Annotated in this window: 18 protein-coding genes and 2 tRNA genes; 19 read left to right on the forward strand and 1 reads right to left on the reverse strand. The window is 54.2% G+C overall.

The features are described from left to right. The first annotated feature begins 73 nt into the window (after positions 1-73). From L2W58_RS12055 to L2W58_RS12120, 14 genes are read left to right on the forward strand one after another with little or no spacing between them, the layout of a single operon-like run. Positions 74-562 (forward strand): Na+/H+ antiporter subunit E, encoded by a 489-nt coding sequence (locus L2W58_RS12055; RefSeq protein ID WP_050771339.1) that lies wholly within the window; start codon positions 74-76, stop codon positions 560-562. Between the two features lie 2 nt (positions 563-564). After that, positions 565-825, forward strand: a complete 261-nt coding sequence (locus L2W58_RS12060; protein ID WP_236103669.1) for a monovalent cation/H+ antiporter complex subunit F — start codon at positions 565-567, stop codon at positions 823-825. Position 826: 1 nt separating this feature from the next. Next, the gene (gene mnhG / locus L2W58_RS12065; RefSeq protein WP_236103670.1) at positions 827-1207 is read left to right on the forward strand and encodes a monovalent cation/H(+) antiporter subunit G; all 381 of its coding nucleotides are present in this window, start codon (positions 827-829) and stop codon (positions 1205-1207) included. Then, entirely contained in the window at positions 1204-1461 is a 258-nt protein-coding gene (locus L2W58_RS12070; RefSeq protein WP_236103671.1) for a hydrogenase subunit MbhD domain-containing protein, read from the forward strand. The genes mnhG and L2W58_RS12070 overlap by 4 nt, the downstream gene beginning before the upstream one ends. Next, a complete protein-coding gene (gene mbhE / locus L2W58_RS12075; protein ID WP_236103672.1) occupies positions 1458-1727 on the forward strand; it encodes a hydrogen gas-evolving membrane-bound hydrogenase subunit E in 270 nt (89 codons plus the stop codon). Before L2W58_RS12070 ends, mbhE begins: the two co-directional genes overlap by 4 nt. After that, a complete protein-coding gene (locus L2W58_RS12080) occupies positions 1728-2216 on the forward strand; it encodes an MnhB domain-containing protein (protein WP_005662531.1) in 489 nt (162 codons plus the stop codon). After that, positions 2206-2553, forward strand: coding sequence for a sodium:proton antiporter (locus L2W58_RS12085; protein WP_040382680.1), 348 nt, complete (start codon positions 2206-2208; stop codon positions 2551-2553). The genes L2W58_RS12080 and L2W58_RS12085 overlap by 11 nt, the downstream gene beginning before the upstream one ends. Beyond that, positions 2550-4115: a proton-conducting transporter transmembrane domain-containing protein gene (locus tag L2W58_RS12090; RefSeq protein WP_236103673.1), complete on the forward strand. Its 1566-nt coding sequence runs from the start codon at positions 2550-2552 to the stop codon at positions 4113-4115. The genes L2W58_RS12085 and L2W58_RS12090 overlap by 4 nt, the downstream gene beginning before the upstream one ends. After that, positions 4115-4450 carry a membrane-bound hydrogenase complex subunit MbhI gene (mbhI, locus tag L2W58_RS12095; protein ID WP_236098606.1) on the forward strand — a complete coding sequence of 112 codons (336 nt, stop codon included), beginning with the start codon at positions 4115-4117 and terminating at the stop codon, positions 4448-4450. The genes L2W58_RS12090 and mbhI overlap by 1 nt, the downstream gene beginning before the upstream one ends. A gap of 11 nt (positions 4451-4461) precedes the next feature. After that, positions 4462-4917: an NADH-quinone oxidoreductase subunit B family protein gene (locus L2W58_RS12100; protein WP_005662525.1), complete on the forward strand. Its 456-nt coding sequence runs from the start codon at positions 4462-4464 to the stop codon at positions 4915-4917. After that, complete coding sequence (locus tag L2W58_RS12105) at positions 4910-5470, forward strand: NADH-quinone oxidoreductase subunit C (protein WP_236103674.1); 561 nt, start codon at positions 4910-4912, stop codon at positions 5468-5470. Before L2W58_RS12100 ends, L2W58_RS12105 begins: the two co-directional genes overlap by 8 nt. A gap of 10 nt (positions 5471-5480) precedes the next feature. Further along, positions 5481-6722: a hydrogenase large subunit gene (locus L2W58_RS12110; protein ID WP_236103675.1), complete on the forward strand. Its 1242-nt coding sequence runs from the start codon at positions 5481-5483 to the stop codon at positions 6720-6722. Next, positions 6719-7717: a respiratory chain complex I subunit 1 family protein gene (locus tag L2W58_RS12115; protein WP_236103676.1), complete on the forward strand. Its 999-nt coding sequence runs from the start codon at positions 6719-6721 to the stop codon at positions 7715-7717. Before L2W58_RS12110 ends, L2W58_RS12115 begins: the two co-directional genes overlap by 4 nt. Positions 7718-7729: 12 nt before the next feature. Next, positions 7730-8419: a 4Fe-4S binding protein gene (locus L2W58_RS12120; RefSeq protein ID WP_236103677.1), complete on the forward strand. Its 690-nt coding sequence runs from the start codon at positions 7730-7732 to the stop codon at positions 8417-8419. A gap of 101 nt (positions 8420-8520) precedes the next feature. Here the strand turns inward: L2W58_RS12120 and gltX are convergent, their stop codons facing one another. After that, entirely contained in the window at positions 8521-9855 is a 1335-nt protein-coding gene (gene gltX, locus L2W58_RS12125; RefSeq protein ID WP_236103678.1) for a glutamate--tRNA ligase, read from the reverse strand. Positions 9856-9946: 91 nt separating this feature from the next. On the opposite strand from gltX, the gene L2W58_RS12130 reads away from it, so the two are divergent. The 5 genes from L2W58_RS12130 to recQ all read left to right on the forward strand — a co-directional run bounded on the left by L2W58_RS12130 (position 9947) and on the right by recQ (position 15766). After that, positions 9947-12511, forward strand: coding sequence for a DNA polymerase (locus L2W58_RS12130; protein WP_236103679.1), 2565 nt, complete (start codon positions 9947-9949; stop codon positions 12509-12511). 91 nt (positions 12512-12602) lie between these two features. After that, a complete protein-coding gene (locus L2W58_RS12135) occupies positions 12603-13655 on the forward strand; it encodes a peptidylprolyl isomerase (protein ID WP_255700547.1) in 1053 nt (350 codons plus the stop codon). A 57-nt stretch (positions 13656-13712) separates the two neighbouring features. Further along, a tRNA-Ser gene (locus L2W58_RS12140) sits at positions 13713-13801 on the forward strand. A 9-nt stretch (positions 13802-13810) separates the two neighbouring features. Continuing rightward, a tRNA-Arg gene (locus L2W58_RS12145) sits at positions 13811-13887 on the forward strand. A gap of 67 nt (positions 13888-13954) precedes the next feature. Beyond that, positions 13955-15766 carry a DNA helicase RecQ gene (gene recQ / locus L2W58_RS12150; RefSeq protein WP_236103681.1) on the forward strand — a complete coding sequence of 604 codons (1812 nt, stop codon included), beginning with the start codon at positions 13955-13957 and terminating at the stop codon, positions 15764-15766. The last annotated feature ends 116 nt before the right edge of the window (positions 15767-15882 follow it).

Below are 15882 nucleotides of genomic sequence, written 5' to 3' on the forward strand. Positions count from 1 at the left end.
TGTCGTCCGGGCTGTATAAAAAATACGGAAGGTCGACAGAATGCAAGACAAGTCTTTTGAGGGGGTGTTGTATGTGTTTGTGTTCGTCCTCTCCTTCCTCATGTACCTTTTGCTGGTCTGGTCTGGGGAAGGTATCCCTCCGGTTGAGATAGGAATCGGTCTGGTACTCGCTGCGGTGGTAGCCGTATCGGTCCGAAGCCGAAGCAACGCCAGGCATTTTGGTCTGGCTGGTCTCAATCCGGTTAGGTGGGCAGGTTTTCTCTACTTTCTTTTCGGCCCGTTTCTTTGGGCTCTCATCAAGGCGAACATCGACGTAGCTATCCGTATCGTGACGGGAAAGATCAACCCCGGCATAGTCGAGGTCGATACCGGGCTTCACGGCGAGATGGCCAAGACTCTTCTGGCCAACGCCATAACCCTTACTCCCGGAACCCTAACGGTGGATGTCGAGGACGACAGCGGGGTTTTCTACGTTCATTGGATCAATGTGACCGACCCTCATCCCTCCGGTGAGGCGGTATACGGCTCCTTCGGAGAATGGGCGAGAAAGGTGGCTCAGTGACCATGATCGGTTTTTTCGCGTTGGCTGCGGGGTTCCTGACCCTTCTGGTCCTTATCATGGCCGGAAGGTTGATAATGGGGCCTACCGGGGCAGATAGAGCGGTGGCCCTGGACGCCATGAATACCCTGGTCATAGGTATCATGATTCTTCTGGCGGCTCATTTCGAATCTGTAGTCATGGTGGACGTAGCGATAGTCTATGCGGCTTTGTCCTTCGTGAGCACTATGTTTATAGCCCGTTATATAGAGGAGGGGAGAAAATAGCATGATCTACGTATTTTCCGTGCTGTTCCTTCTGCTGGGGATGTTGGTCAACACCCTGGGAACCGTATCTCTCTTCCGTTTTCCCGATGTCTACACGAGGATGCACGGTTCCACCAAGTGCACGACGTTCGGGACCATATCTCTCTCCCTCGGCGTGATACTCTACGCCATTATCCGCCGATTCCAGACGGGAGAGGTCCGTTTTTCCGTCCTGGCTTTGCACACCGTGATAGTTGTTGCAGCGTTGCTTATAAGCAACGCTACGGGAGCTCACGTTTTGGCGAGGGCTGCTCACAGAAGCAAGGCTTTCCCGAAAAACGCGGTGATAGACAGTTTGGCCGAGAGGGACGAGAGGCTTCTCAAGGAGGGATTTAGACGATGACTTCATTTCACGTCTTCAATCTTATCTTGCTCCTGGTGACCGGTTTTTACGCCGTGTGGTTCAGAGATCTTCTATATTCGGTCGTAAGTCTGGGGGCTTTCAGCCTTCTAATGGCCTTGGAGTTCTACATTCTCCAGGCTCCCGATGTGGCCATTGCCGAGGCCAGCATAGGTGCCGCACTGGATACGGCGATTTTCGTGATCGCCCTGTTCGGAGTCGGTCGTCTCCGTAAGGACAGGAGGGGACGTAGATGAAGTTGAAGGCCCTATTTATTGCCGCCACCCTGGTCCTGGGCGGGGTTCTTCTCTCCGGCCTGGATGCGGTTCATCCTTTCGGTGTTCCCGGGGACGTGGCTATGGACGAGTATTTTCTGGATCATGCCATGGAGGAGAGATCTTCCGAGAACGTCGTGACCTCCATCGTGTTCGACTATCGTGGTTTCGACACCCTCGGAGAATCGGCGGTGCTTTTTACGGCTCTTTGTTCCGTGGTGATGCTTTTTAGAAAGGGGAGGAAGTAAATGCGTAAACCTCTTTCTCTAGTCGCCCGTACGGTCTGTGACCTCTTCGCCTGGTTCCTTATAATTTTCGGTGTCTATGTCATCATCCACGGTGACGTGACCCCCGGCGGAGGTTTCCAGGGAGGAGCTATCGTAGGTTCCTTCATGGCCCTTCTCCTGGTCGCTCACGGAGGGGACAGGGTCTTGGAGTGGGTTAAGACCTCCATTTACTGGATAATGCTCTTCGTCGGGTTGATGATGTTCATCGGTTTCGGGCTTAGAGGCATTCCCGAGGGAGCTTTCTTCTACAACTTCCTGGCGGTTCCGCACGATGTGGCGAAGACGATGGCCCACGGGCTGATCCCCTTCTCCGGTACGATCGGTGTGATGGATATCGCCGTCGGTATCGAGGTCGCCGGTGGACTTACCGTGATCATTCTGTCCATGTTCCGCGGTATCGTCCTGCACGATTTTGCCGATTCTCGAAAGGAGACTGGTCATGATGGCTAACCTGCCTTTTGTCGTGGTAGGTCTGCTTTTCCTGATGGGGCTTATCGCTATCATCGCGGAGAACAACCTTTTCAAGATCGCCATAGGGGTAGGCGTGATGGAGTCTGCCGCCAATATGTTCCTGGTGGTGTTGGGATACAGGCTTAAGGGAGACATACCGGTCAAGTTCTTGCCCGGTCCCGTCGATGTCTACGTTTTGCCCACTCCGCAGGCTCTGACCCTGACCGCCATAGTTATAGCTTTGGCGACGTCGGCTTTGATGCTGTCTCTGATAGTAATGCTCTATCGTCATTACGGTACCCTGGATGTCAGAGAGATCAGGAGGTTGAGAGGATGAGTTGGTCTGTACATCTGCCCGCTCTCATGCTGGCGGTTCCCCTTTTCGGGGCTTTCTCGACCCCGATAGTAGCTTTAGGCGGCCGTAGGGCCAGGGCGATCTGGTCGGTTCTGATCTCCTCGGTTCTTCTCGTCCTCTCTTTCTGTCTGCTTCAATACGTGGCGACCGAGGGCACGGCGGTCTACGTCATGGGCGGCAAGGCCTGGAACCTTACCTTGCCCTCCGGGATGGCTTATCCTGTTAGGATAATTCTGGAGGTTGACTCGTTCAACTCTTTCATCGCCGTCATAGGTTGTTTCGCCTCCCTGGCGGGGGTGCTGTTCGGCCTTCGTTTTCTCGATAGGTTTTCCGGAAAGGTCTGGTATTCCGCCCTGTATTTCCTGCTTACCGCTGGTATGCTCGGGCTGATACTCACCGGAGACCTGTTCAACTTTTTCGTGTTTCTCGAGATAGCCTCGGTCTCCTCGTTCGGACTGATCGCCTATTGGAGGGACAGACCGGAATCGATAGAAGCGTCCTTCAAGTATATGCTGGTCTCTCAGGTCGCTGCCATGATGGTGTTGCTGGCCATCGGTTTCCTTTATGGCAGGTATAACCTGCTGAACATGGCGGCGGTCGGCAAGGTTATCCAGTTCGGCTTGGCGGAGAAGGTGGCTCTCGTGTTCATGATAACGGCCTTGGCCATGAAGTGCGGGGCTTTCCCCATGCATATGTGGATGCCCGACGCCTACGCAGAGGCTCCTGCGTCGGTCACGGTTCTTCTCGTCGTGGTGAGCCAGGCCTCCCTGGTGGGGCTTTGCAGGATAGTCTTTTCCGTCTTCGGATCCGCCATAGTAGGGGACGTTGTGCCCTGGGCCCTTATAACATTGGGAATGATCTCCATGTTCTTCGGCGTCTCCATGGCGGTGGTCCAGCACGAGGTCAAGAGACTGATGGGGTTCCATTCGGTCTCCCAGGTGGGATATATGCTCATGGCTTTCGGAGTGGGGCTTCTCGCTATGGGCGATCCCCGACAGATGGCCGATTTCGGCATGACCTCGATGAAGGGCGGCATCTTCCACATGGTCAACTACGTGACCTACAAGGGCTTGCTCTTTCTGGTTGCCGGTGCTCTCTACTACGTGACGGGAACCAGGGATCTGGACAAGATGGGTGGTCTGGCCAAGAGAATGCCCTTTACGACCTTCATGTTCGTGATCGCTGCTGCAGCGATCTCCGGAATACCTCCTTTCAACGGTTTCGTCTCGAAGCTGTTGATCTACGAATCGTCCTTTGCGGTTCATCCCGCTCTGTCCGTGGTGGCTTTGGTAACCTCTATTCTCACCCTGGCCAGTTTCGTAAAGGTGTTCCAGACGGCGTTCCTCGGGCCGGAGAAGAAGGAGTTCTCGAAGGTCAAAGAGGTACCCGCGTCGATGGTGCTGGGCATGGCCGTTTTAACCGTCGTAATACTGGGACTGTCTCTTTTCCCGACCTGGGTAGTCTCCCATCTGGTGGAGCCCGCCGCTACTGCGTTGGTGGATAAAGGAGCCTATATCGGCGCCGTCTTGGGAGGTGGAATCTGATGTTCGGAAGTCTTTTCACCGGTTTTGGCTATTGGGATTTCGGTAGCTGGCTACTGTTCTTCATACTGGCAGGAGCCATGACCACCTGGCTTCGTTCTCAAGGACGTCAGGACTACAAGAAGGGAACCGAGCAGGACCAGATCTATTTTTCCGGAAACGAACTTCCCGATTCGGAGGAGATAACGGTTCCGGCCAGCTCTTCCTACTGGGGGTTCCGGAAGGCTCTGAAACCCTATTACGACAAGCTGGTGGCCTTCCATTCAGGTCAGACGGTGACCTACGTCGGTTGGTTTCTCGTCACCACGGCCCTGTTGATGGTCCTGATCATCCTATAGGAGGGACTTAAATGAAGCTGGATACTATGCTGCAGGTTTTGCCGAAGTCCCTGTGGGTTTTCTCTACCAACACGGGATCCTGTAACGGGTGCGATATAGAGATAGTCTCCACGGTATCGCCCAGGTACGATATAGAGCGTTTCGGCATGAAGCTTACCGGGACGCCTCGTCACGCCGACGTCCTTTTGGTTACCGGTCCTGTGACCCGTTTCATGAAGGAGAAGCTGGAGCGCATATACGCTCAGATACCCGATCCGAAGGTAGTCATAGCTGTCGGAAACTGTGCCTGTTCCGGAGACGTCTACTTCAAGTCCTACAACCTGGTAGGGCCGGTGGACAGGATCATACCGGTGGATGTTTACGTCCACGGTTGTCCTCCCAGACCGGAGGCCATTATAGAGGGAGCTGCCAAGGCGGTCTTGAAGCTGGAGGCCAAGAGGGCGGAGCTCAGAAAGGCTGGTGCTTGATCCTATGGACTGCTTCATAGACAGAGAAAAGGTTGTAAAAACTCCACAGGAGCTGGCGGAGCATCTTCAAGGTGTTTTCGGAGACGACCTGTCCTACGTGGATCTGAGGGATTTTTCCGAGGGAAGCTCCGGTGAGGTCACCAGTAACCATCTATGGATGACCATCGGCAAGACTCGCCTTCTGGATTTCGTCGACGAGCTAGGAAAATTCGATTTTCCGAACTTTCACGTGGTCTCCGGAGACGACGATGGCGATCATATCTCCCTTTACTATCACTTCGACCTTTACAGAGCCGTAGAGAGAGGCGTCAGCCTTCACGTCACCGTGTGCGTCCATGTGCCGAAAGACGATCTCACCGTGGATTCGCTTTTCAGCCGTATTCCGGGGGTCGAGTACAGCGAGAGGGAGATTCAGGAGATGTTCGGTGTGGACCACATCGGTCTTCCCAACAAGGCCCTCGTCTTCTTGCCCGATGATTGGAACAGGGAAGTATTCCCATGGCGCAGGGACGAGACGGCTCCGGGCGAAGGCCTGGTAGAGGATCTCTCCTAGGAGGGCTACTATGAGCGAGACTAAAACCTACAAACTTCCCATCGGTCCGGTTCACGTAGGGTTGAAGGAACCCATCACCGCGTGGCTGGATATCGAGGGAGAGCACATAAAAGACGCGGTAATTCGTCCAGGAGCCATCCACCGAGGGGTGGAGTTCATGGCAAGGGAGAGAAACCCGATACAGGTGATATACCTGGCCGAGAGGGTCTGCGGTATCTGTTCCTTCAGCCACGCTATAGCTTTTGTTAAGGCCGTGGAGGATGCCGCCCAGATAGAGGTTCCTATCAGAGCCCAGTACATAAGGTCCATGGTTCTCGAGCTGGAGAGAATTCACTCTCACATCCTCTGGTCCGGGGTGGCCTGTTACACCATCGGTTTCGACAGCGCCTTCCATCTAGGGATGATGTTGAGAGAGAAGGTCATGGACGTTCTCGAGGCCCTTTCGGGGAACAGGGTAAACTATGCCGTCACCACCGTGGGCGGAGTCCGTTGGGATGTTACTCCGGCGGTGGAGAGAACGGTAATGGATATGATCCATTACTACAGAAACGAGTTCGCCTCCTTCTATGAGGCGGCGATAAACGATCCGGTGGTAAAGGCCCGTCTCAGAGATGTCGGGGTTCTTACCACCGAGCAGGCGATAAAATACTGCGCTTTGGGGCCTACCTCCCGAGGTAGCGGAGTCCGGGCCGACGTCCGTTGGTCCGCGCCATACGATGCTTACTGCGATATCCACGTCGAGCCGGTCGTGCCTCAGGATTACACCGGTGAGGTGCATGGTGACGTCTACGATCGCTTCCTCGTTAGGGTTTACGAGGTCCTTCAGTCGCTGGATATCCTCGAGAAAATAATGGAAGGTCTTCCCGAGGGACCTATAACCTTTGAGCCCAAGGTCAACAAGCTTCTCACCGTTCTCAAAAAGGCGGAAGGCGTCGGATACGGTTGTATCGAGGCCCCCAGAGGTGACGATACCCACGCGGTCGGTTTGAAAGCCCAGCAGGAAAACGTTCAGTGGTGGAAGGTGAGGGCCCCTACCTACAGCAACGCCGTGTCCTGGCCTCTGATGTTCAAGGATAACGAGCTGGCCGATGCTCCGTTGATAATCAACAGCATCGATCCCTGTATCTCCTGTATGGAGAGGATGGTCCTTTCCGACACGAGCTCAGGCACGAAGTCCGTAGTGACCAAGGCCGACCTGCTGAAGCTCTGCCGAGAGAAGACTGATAAGACGAGGAGGCTGATGGGAGCATGATACTCGGTCTTGTTATGCGGGTGATTGCGGGGATCGCCCTGATGCTTCTCATAACCGTTTTCGCGGTGCTTTTCGAGGGAGTGGACAGAAAGCTTCACGCAGTCATGCAGCGTCGTATAGGCCCACCTCTGCTTCAGCCCGTATACGACATACTCAAGCTTTTGGGCAAGGAGAATGTCGTTCCACGTTGGGCGACCCCGGTTTTCTTCCACGGCGGTCCCTGGGTGGCGATGATAGCCAGCATGATGGTCTTCATGTACATCCCGATGGGCTCTCTTCCCCCGGTGCTCAACGGCAGCGGCGATCTCATACTGATCCTCTACCTGCTCAGTCTTTCTGGGGTAGCCGTGGCGGTAGGAGGTTTCGCCAGCGGTTCTCCAATAGCTAACGTAGGAGCTCAGAGAGAGATGATTCTCATGATGAGCTACGAGGTCCCACTGGCGATAGTCGTTTCTACCCTGGCTTGGTTCGCCTATAAGCTGGGGATGCCGGGACATCCCTTCTCCCTGGAGACCTATGTAGCGACATCTGTCTGGTCCGTGGTGGGCAAGGCAGGTTTTCTCGGGTTGCTATGTCTGTTCGTAGCTATTCTCACGGTTATACCGGGAGAGACCGGTAAAGGTCTCATGGATATACCGGAGGCCAAGACGGAGATACTGGAAGGTGTCACGGTGGAGTATTCCGGGGTAAACCTGGCTCTGCTTCATATAGGTTTCAACCTAAGAGGAGCCGCCATATCTGCATTGGTCGTAAGCCTGTTCTTTCCCTTCTCCTTGGGTAAGTCTATAGGCCTTTCCGGAGTGCCGATGGCCATAATCGATTTTCCCTGGTTCTGGGTAAAGGTCTTTCTCGTAGAGGTTTTCGGCGTTACCTTCCTTAGGACCGCTTTCGGACGTCTGAAGATATGGCAGGCATCCAATTTTTACTGGGCTCAGGTTGGGGCTCTCTCGCTGGCCGGGATGATCCTCATTTCCGTGGACGTTTTACTGCATTAGGGGGGTGAGATCATGCTGAATGCCATGTCGGTACAGATACTGCGACATCTTTTCAAGAAGGCCTTCACCAACCCCTATCCGGTCTCTCATATGCCCGACGATCTGACCGGTGCCTTGGAGGCAGCCTCCAAGGGGGAGATCGATCTGAACGAACCGGTCGAGACCTGGGGACGTTTCAGAGGCAAGGTCGGTTACGACAGGGAGAAGTGCATAGGCTGCGGAATGTGCATGAAGGTCTGTCCGGCGAACGCCATAGAGAGGTCTCCGGAGGATCCGAAGAAGATAATCGTTCATAACGACAGATGCTGCTTTTGCGCCCAGTGCAACGATATCTGTCCGGTCGACGCTCTGACTATGACCTGCGATTTCGCCATATCCACCTATGAGAGAAAGTCCAACGTGACCTTGGATACCGGTAAGGCCGATCGTAAGCCCTTCCAGAGCGAGTGGACCTACAGAAAGGGCGAGGTTCCCGATGAGGTCGAAGCTCCTGAGCCCCAATCTAAGAAGGTCTACCGTGTCAGGGAAGAAGACTGCATCGGCTGTACTATATGTGCGAAGGCCTGTCCCGTAGGTGCCATAGAGGGCAAGGTAAAGGAGAAGCACGTCATAGACCCGGAGAAGTGCGTGGGATGTGGGGCATGTGCCTCCAAATGCCCCAAGGGAGCGATCGAAGAGGATGAGTACACCCCCGAGGGGTAAATCCGTCCTTGATCGGTTGAAATCGATCTAGATCTAAAAGAGAGAGGAAGCCGATTTTATCATCGGCTTCCTCTCTCTTTTTACGTTCGTATACCCGGATATTACAGAAATCCGTAGTGGGACAACCTGCGCTTGATCTCCTCTTTACCCATGAACTCGGCTAGCTCGAAGATCCCCGGGCTTACCTTGTGTCCCGTTATGGCAAACCTCATAGGCATGGCTACGTCCTTCAACTTGACTCCTTTTTCCTTGGTCCAGTCTCTTGCGAAGGTCTCCATGGCCGATGCCGTCCAGGTGTCCAGTTTCATCATATCGGAGAAAAACCCCCGGAGGGTCTTTCTGGTTTCGTCGGATACCTCTCCATCGTACCTTTTCGTCACAGGAGCGAAATCGAGGAAGTAGTCGGTGAACTCCGCCAGGTCCTTGACGGTCCTGCCCCTGCCTCCCATGAGATCGAAGGCCTTTTCCATATAGCTCTCGTCTACGGAGGAAAGGTCTATGCCTGCCTCCTTCCAAAAAGGTGCCAGCATCTCGATTTTCTTTGCGGTGGGGAGGGCGTGGAGATGCCCCTGGTTGACGTAGTTGAGTTTATCCATGTCGAAAACAGAGGGTTTCCTGTTGACGTTCTTAAGGTCGAACTCGTTTATGGCCAGATCTCTGTCGAAGATCTCTCTGTCTCCGGACGGAGCCCATCCCAACAGGGCCAGGAAGTTGAACACAGAGTCCGGCATATAGCCCATGTCCCTGTATTCGTAGACGCTGGTTGCCCCATGGCGTTTGGATAGTTTTTTCTTGTCCTTTCCGAGTATCATCGGGAGATGGGCGAAGGTAGGTAATTCCCAGCCCAATGCCTTGTACAGGAGCACCTGCTTGGGAGTATTGGAGATATGGTCCTCGCCCCTTATTACGTGGGTTATGCCCATGGTGTGGTCATCCACTACGACGGCGTAGTTGTAGGTCGGCATTCCGTCGCTCTTCATCAGGACTATGTCCTTCATTTGACCGGTCCTGCCGTCCTTCAGCGAGTCGCTGACCACGTCGATTGATCCGTACACCATGTCCTCGAAGCCGATGTCCTCTCCCAGAGGGACCTTGAAGATGACAGCCTCGCCGTCTTTGTAGGCCAGCCCTCTCTCCAATAGTTCGTCGGCGTATTTTCTGTAGAGATGAAGCCTTTCGGTCTGGCGGTATGGTCCGAAATCTCCTCCGACATCGGGGCCTTCGTCCCAATCGAGGTTCATCCACTTCATTCCGGCCATGATGGTATTCTCGTATTCCTTGGTGGAGCGAACCTGGTCGGTGTCCTCGATTCTCAGGATAAATTTTCCTCCCATGTGTCGGGCCCAGAGCCAGTTGAACAACGCTGTATGGGCCCCACCGATATGAAGAGCCCCGGTCGGACTGGGGGCGAATCGGACTCTTACGGTTTTAGACATATTCCGTTCCTCCCTGTTTATCGTTTGCTTGGTACAATTGATGGCGTCAAAAAGATATTATACCTTAAACATGTGAAAGAGGAGGAGAGATATGACCGAAGGACCTATTATGTTCGTGGACGGACACGGCCTTGCCTTCAGGGCCTTTTACGCCATTCCCGAACTGACCGCTCCGGATGGAACGCCGACTAACGCCTTGGTCGGTTTTTTCAACATGCTTTCCAAGATCAAAAAAGAGTGGGCTCCCGAGTCTCTCTCGGTGGTTTTCGACGCCCCTGGGAAGACCTTCCGTCACGAGATGTTCGACGAATATAAAAAGGGGAGAAAACCCACCCCGGAGGAGTTCAAGGTACAGCTTCCGATATTGAAGAAAATGCTGGGGCTTTTGGGTATCCCGGTGATATGTCGTCCCGGTGTCGAGGCCGACGACGTCATAGGCGCCGTTTCCAGGGAGTATGCGGAGAAGGGTACCTCCGTTCTGGTGGTCACGTCCGATAAGGACATGCTTCAGATACTGGACGAGGGCATAACGGTGATAAGACCGGGCAAGGGAATTTCCTCCTTCAACCGGTGGGATGCCGAGACCTTTCAGGGAGAATACGGTTTCCCTCCCGCCAGGATGGCCGACTATCTGGCTTTGGTCGGAGACAGCGTGGACAACGTCCCCGGCGTACCGGGCGTAGGAGACAAGACCGCTCGACGGTTGCTTGGTAAATACGGAGATCTGGAGGGGATATTGGCCCATACGGCGGAGCTGACCGCCGGTCAGAGAAAGAAGCTGGAGGAAAACGCGGACCTGGCCAGGAAGTCCCTTATCCTGACGACCTTGAGCGTCGATGGGGCTCCGGACGATGTTGACCTGGTGTGCGGAGTTCCCGATCCGGACGGTTTCGTTGCTCTCTGTCGGGAGCTGGGTATGAGTTCCTTGGAAAGATCGATGGGAGATCTCATCTGTGGGGAAACGAGTTTTTCCGGAGGCTCCTCGGTAGAGAAAGAAGCGCCGTCTCTCCCTTTGGTGGAGCTTAAATCGGTCGAGCTGGACGAGCTCTTGATGTGCGACGAGCTTGCCTTTCACGGCGAGTGGACCGGAGAGTATCCCATGTCGCTCGTGGCCGATCCTCTGGTGGTGTGCTCTAAAGACGGGCGGTTCTGGTCCGGTAGCGAGATGCCCTCCGAGTTATCTTCCTGGCTGCAGAGGGGGGCGGTGATTACCTCGGATTACAAGAGATTGCTGGTCGCCATGGGAGTTCCTTCGGATTACTCCAGAGTCTGGGATCTCAGGAGCGTCGATTATCTGCTCCATCCAGATAAAGGCTCTCACGATATGCCGTCGGTTATGGGAGACGATTGTCCCGAATTCACGGAGGAACGGGCGATGGCGTTATGGCGTCTTCGAGACGATCTATCTCAAACGATTGAGTCCAGAGGGCTCTCCGAGGTCTTGTGCGATATAGATATGCCCTTGGTCCCCGTCCTGGTATCGATGGAAAAATCCGGCATAAAACTGGAGGAACCCATTCTTCAAGATGTCATATCGGATCTGAAAGAACGTCTGGATCGGATAGTGGAGGAGATAACCTCCGCTGCCGGAGAATCGATAAACCTCAACTCTCCCAAACAGGTCGGGACCCTTCTTTTCGATAGGCTAGGCCTTCCTCCTGTGAAGAAGACGAAGACCGGATACTCCACGGACGTCACGGTGTTGGAGCAGCTGGCGGAACTTCCGGAGCCTCACAACGCCGTTCCGTCCATGCTGCTGGAGCATAGAGCACTGTCAAAGATGTCCAGCGGTTTCGCCCTGCCTTTGATGAGCTCCGTCTGTGAAGACGGTATCATACGCAGCACCTTCGAGAGCGATACCACCGGTACAGGCAGGCTCAGCAGCAGAGATCCCAACCTGCAGAATCTGCCGGCATACGGAGAATGGTCCGATAGGATAAAAAGCTCTTTGATCCCGCGGGAGAAAGGGCGATGTTTCGTCGCAGCCGATTACTCTCAGGTGGAGCTGAGGGTTTTGGCCCATATATCGGGAGAAAAGAGGTTGGCTGACGTATTCCGATCCGGCAGGGATATCCACACAGAAACGGCATCCATGGTCTTCGGGGTGGACCCCTCTATGGTCACCAAAGAGCTGCGACGTTCCGCCAAGATGGTGACCTTCGGACTTCTCTACGGCATGAGCGCCTTCGGTTTGGCCAAGAGATTGGGGGTAGGTCGGTCCGAGGCGGACAGGATAATGTCCCGTTATTTTGCGGCCCTTCCCGGTGTGGAGGCCTACGTGACCAAGAGCGCCGACGAGGCAATCGCCAAAGGCTACACAGAGACCCTGTTCGGAAGGATAAGGCCTCTGGAGGAGGTCATCACCGGCAATAACAGGGATCGGGGCCATATCAGGAGGGTGGCGATAAATTCTCCGGTACAGGGTACCGCCGCTGACCTAGCGAAAAAAGCCATGATAGCCGTCTCCAGGTCTTTTGCGGAGGATCCGGATGTGTCCATGGTCCTTCAGGTCCACGATTCGATAGTCTGTGAATGCCCTGAGGAGCGGTCGAAAGAGGTTCTGGCCGAGCTTCAGGACATCATGAAAAACGTGGCATCTCTGGCGGTTCCGTTGGAGACGGAGGGAAAAATAGGTTTCTCTCTGGCGGAGGTGTAATATGGCGTATGATCGATAACCGGGCTGTGATACAATATCCATCCGTAGGTATCGTGAAAAAAGCGATCATGAAAGGGGAAGATTTACGTTGATGTTGAGGACGCTTCGTACACAGGTGAAATGGATTCTCGTCTTTTTCCTGCTGTGTTTTGTTTTGGCTATCCCCCTGATGTACGGGGTAGGCGGAGGTAAGAGCAGCCGTAGCGGCAACGAGGATTATGCGGTGGCCGAGATAGACGGCAAGAAATTGATGAGGAGTCAGCTTCTTAGGTCCGTACAGGACTACGTAGAGAGATCTGGAATAAAGGACGTTACGTCAACCGATCTCCCCATGATAAGGCAGATGGTACTCGATCAAATGGTCGTTCAGGAGGCCCTTGTCAAGGAAGTCAAGGCTCTGGGCATCACCCCGTCCAAGGAAGAACTGGATCGGGCCGTGTCGGGCATAGAGGATCAGTTCCCGACGAAAGAGGCCTTTATGCAGTACCTTCAGGAAACGGGCATAACTATGGATGCCCTCAGAGAACAGCTTAAGACCCAGCTTTCTCAGCAGATGCTTCTGGAGGAGGCTTCCGCCGCCGCCAAGGTAAACGACGAAGAGCTTCAGGGCCTCTACGATAGTGTAAAGGACTTCGTCTTTACAGTTCCCGAGGGATTCGAGGTGCTTGCGGCCGAGTTCAGCAGCCAAGAGGCTGCGGATAAAGCTTACGAGGAGCTTTCGTCCGGAACGTCCTGGGACGTGGTTTTGGAGGGATTTTCCTCCTCTGATCTCACAGGATCCACCGGGTCCGAAAAACCTGCGTTCCTGAAGAAGGACTCTCTGCCGGAAAATCTGGCCTTTATCGCATCTATGGACGACGGTCAGTATGCCGAGCCGGTGGAGGTCGCCAGCGACGATTTCATAGTCGTTTACAGAAAGTCCGCCAAGGATAGAGAGGTTACCTCCTTCGAGGACGCCAGAGAGCAGCTTCAGTCGATGGTTTTGAACCAGAAGAGACAGGAACTCCAGAGGACTTTCCTGGATGAGATATCCGAAAAGGTGGAGGTTAAGATACTCGATCCGGAGATCTTCCCTGCCGAAGAAGAGGCTGTAGAGGTCGTCTCCGAGGATAATGCGAGTGGAGATAGAGAGTCAGAGGAATAAATTCTCGGATCGGCTTGACAGAAACCTCTCCCGTATGTAGAATATGCTGCGTTGCGTGGAGAGATGGCCGAGTGGTCGAAGGCGCGCGCCTGCTAAGTGCGTGATCCGATTCGGATCCGAGGGTTCGAATCCCTCTCTCTCCGCCATTAAAGAGTGCGCCGGTAGCTCAGCTGGATAGAGCGTCTGGCTACGGACCAGAAGGTCGTGGGTTCGAATCCTGCCCGGCGCGCCATAGCATTTCTAAAGCGAGATCCCGAGGGGTCTCGCTTTTTTTTTGTAGTCAGGAGATGATTTGATTGATGGACGAGACTCCTCGTGGGTTGTTGAAGCGCCTTTTCGGGTACGACGAATTCCGTCTGAATCAAGGGGACGCTATAGACCACGTAATGGGTGGAGGGGATTGTCTTGTCCTCATGCCCACCGGAGGAGGAAAGTCTCTGTGCTATCAGATACCGGCCATCCTACGTCCCGGAATAGGTGTCGTGATCTCTCCACTAATAGCCTTGATGCACGATCAGGTAAACGGGCTTGTTCAGAGCGGAGTGAGGGCCGCTTACATGAATTCGACTATGAACTACGAGGAGTTCGTGCAGGTCTCCCGGGCCGCCATGAGAGGGGAGTTGGATCTTCTTTACGTGGCCCCCGAAAGGGCCATGAAGCCGAGCTTTATGGATTTTCTCTCCAGGATCTCCCTTTCCGTGATAGCCATAGACGAAGCTCACTGCGTATCCCAATGGGGGCACGATTTTCGCCCCGAGTACCTTCGGCTAGGGGAGCTTGGTAGGGCCTTCCCGGGAGTCCCTAGAATAGCGGTCACAGCGACGGCAGACGAGCTCACAAGAAAGGAGATCCTTTCGCGGCTCGACCTGAACGGAGGAAAGGTCTTCGTCTCAGGCTTCGACAGGCCGAACATCCGCTATCAGGTGGTCATGAAGGAAAAGCCGAAAAAACAGCTGCTTGATTTCCTCAGGAGAAGTCATCGTAACGACTCGGGCATCGTCTACTGCATGACCAGGAGAAAGACAGAGTCGATAGCCCAGTGGCTTCGAGATAACGGAATTAAAGCTCTGTCCTACCACGGTGGCATGGGAGCGGAGGAACGAAGGACGGTTCAGGAAAGGTTCCAGAACGAGGATGCGGTCGTGGTGGTCGCCACCATTGCCTTCGGAATGGGTATAGACAAGCCCGACGTCCGTTTCGTAGCCCATCTTGATATGCCTAAGAGCCTGGCAGCCTATTATCAGGAAACGGGAAGGGCTGGCAGAGATGGTCTGCCAGCCGATGCCTGGATGACCTACGGTATGGCAGATGTTACGGGGCAGCTCAAACTGATAGAGATGTCCGAAGGGGATGAAAGATACAAGAGGATCAGTCGACAAAACCTGGAGATCATGTTGGGTTATTGTGAGACCACCGGCTGTCGCCGCCGTTCTCTGCTTTCCTTTTTCGGGGATAGTTGCGACGTTCCCTGTGGGAACTGCGATACCTGTCTGAACCCCGTGGAGACCTGGGATGGCACTGTACAGGCTCAAAAGGCTCTGTCATGTGTCTACCGAACGGGGCAGATCTACGGAACAGGGCACCTCATAGACGTGCTTCTTGGCAGGGGAACCAAGAAGGTACTGGAAGCCGGGCACGATCAGGTATCCACCTTCGGAATAGGCGATGAGCTGAACGAAAGACAGTGGCGTTCGGTCTACAGGCAGTTGTTGGCCATGGGAGTCCTGTCAGTGGTCCCGGACGGCTACGGAGGACTTCGTCTTTGCGGCGATAGCTGGCCGGTTCTACGTGGAGAAAAGTGCCTTTCCTTCCGGGTGGACGAGGTGAAGACATCTGAGAAAAGCAGCAGATCGAGCTCGTTAGAGGCTTCCGCCAAAGACTCCTCGGAATTCGACGGTGATCCCCTTTGGGAGGCATTGAGGGCGAAGAGACTGGAGTTGGCCAGAGAGCATGGCGTTCCAGCCTACGTTATATTTCACGACGCCACCTTGCGCCAGATGTTGGAACTACGGCCGGATTCGTTGGACGAGATGAGCTGTCTTCAGGGAGTTGGGGTCAAAAAACTCGATCTTTATGGGCTGGATTTTCTGGAGGTTTTGGAGCGTTTCTAATCGATAATATAAAGAACCCTATGGTGGACCCCATTGTCAAGACCATTTTTTAGCCTAGATTAGTTTAGGTCAGACTGCTATAGGTCTTCCTTTCCGAAGTAGATCTCCTGCGGTGT

Origin of the sequence: Dethiosulfovibrio faecalis (assembly GCF_021568795.1) — a bacterium.
GTDB classification, from domain to species: Bacteria; Synergistota; Synergistia; order Synergistales; family Dethiosulfovibrionaceae; genus Dethiosulfovibrio; species Dethiosulfovibrio faecalis.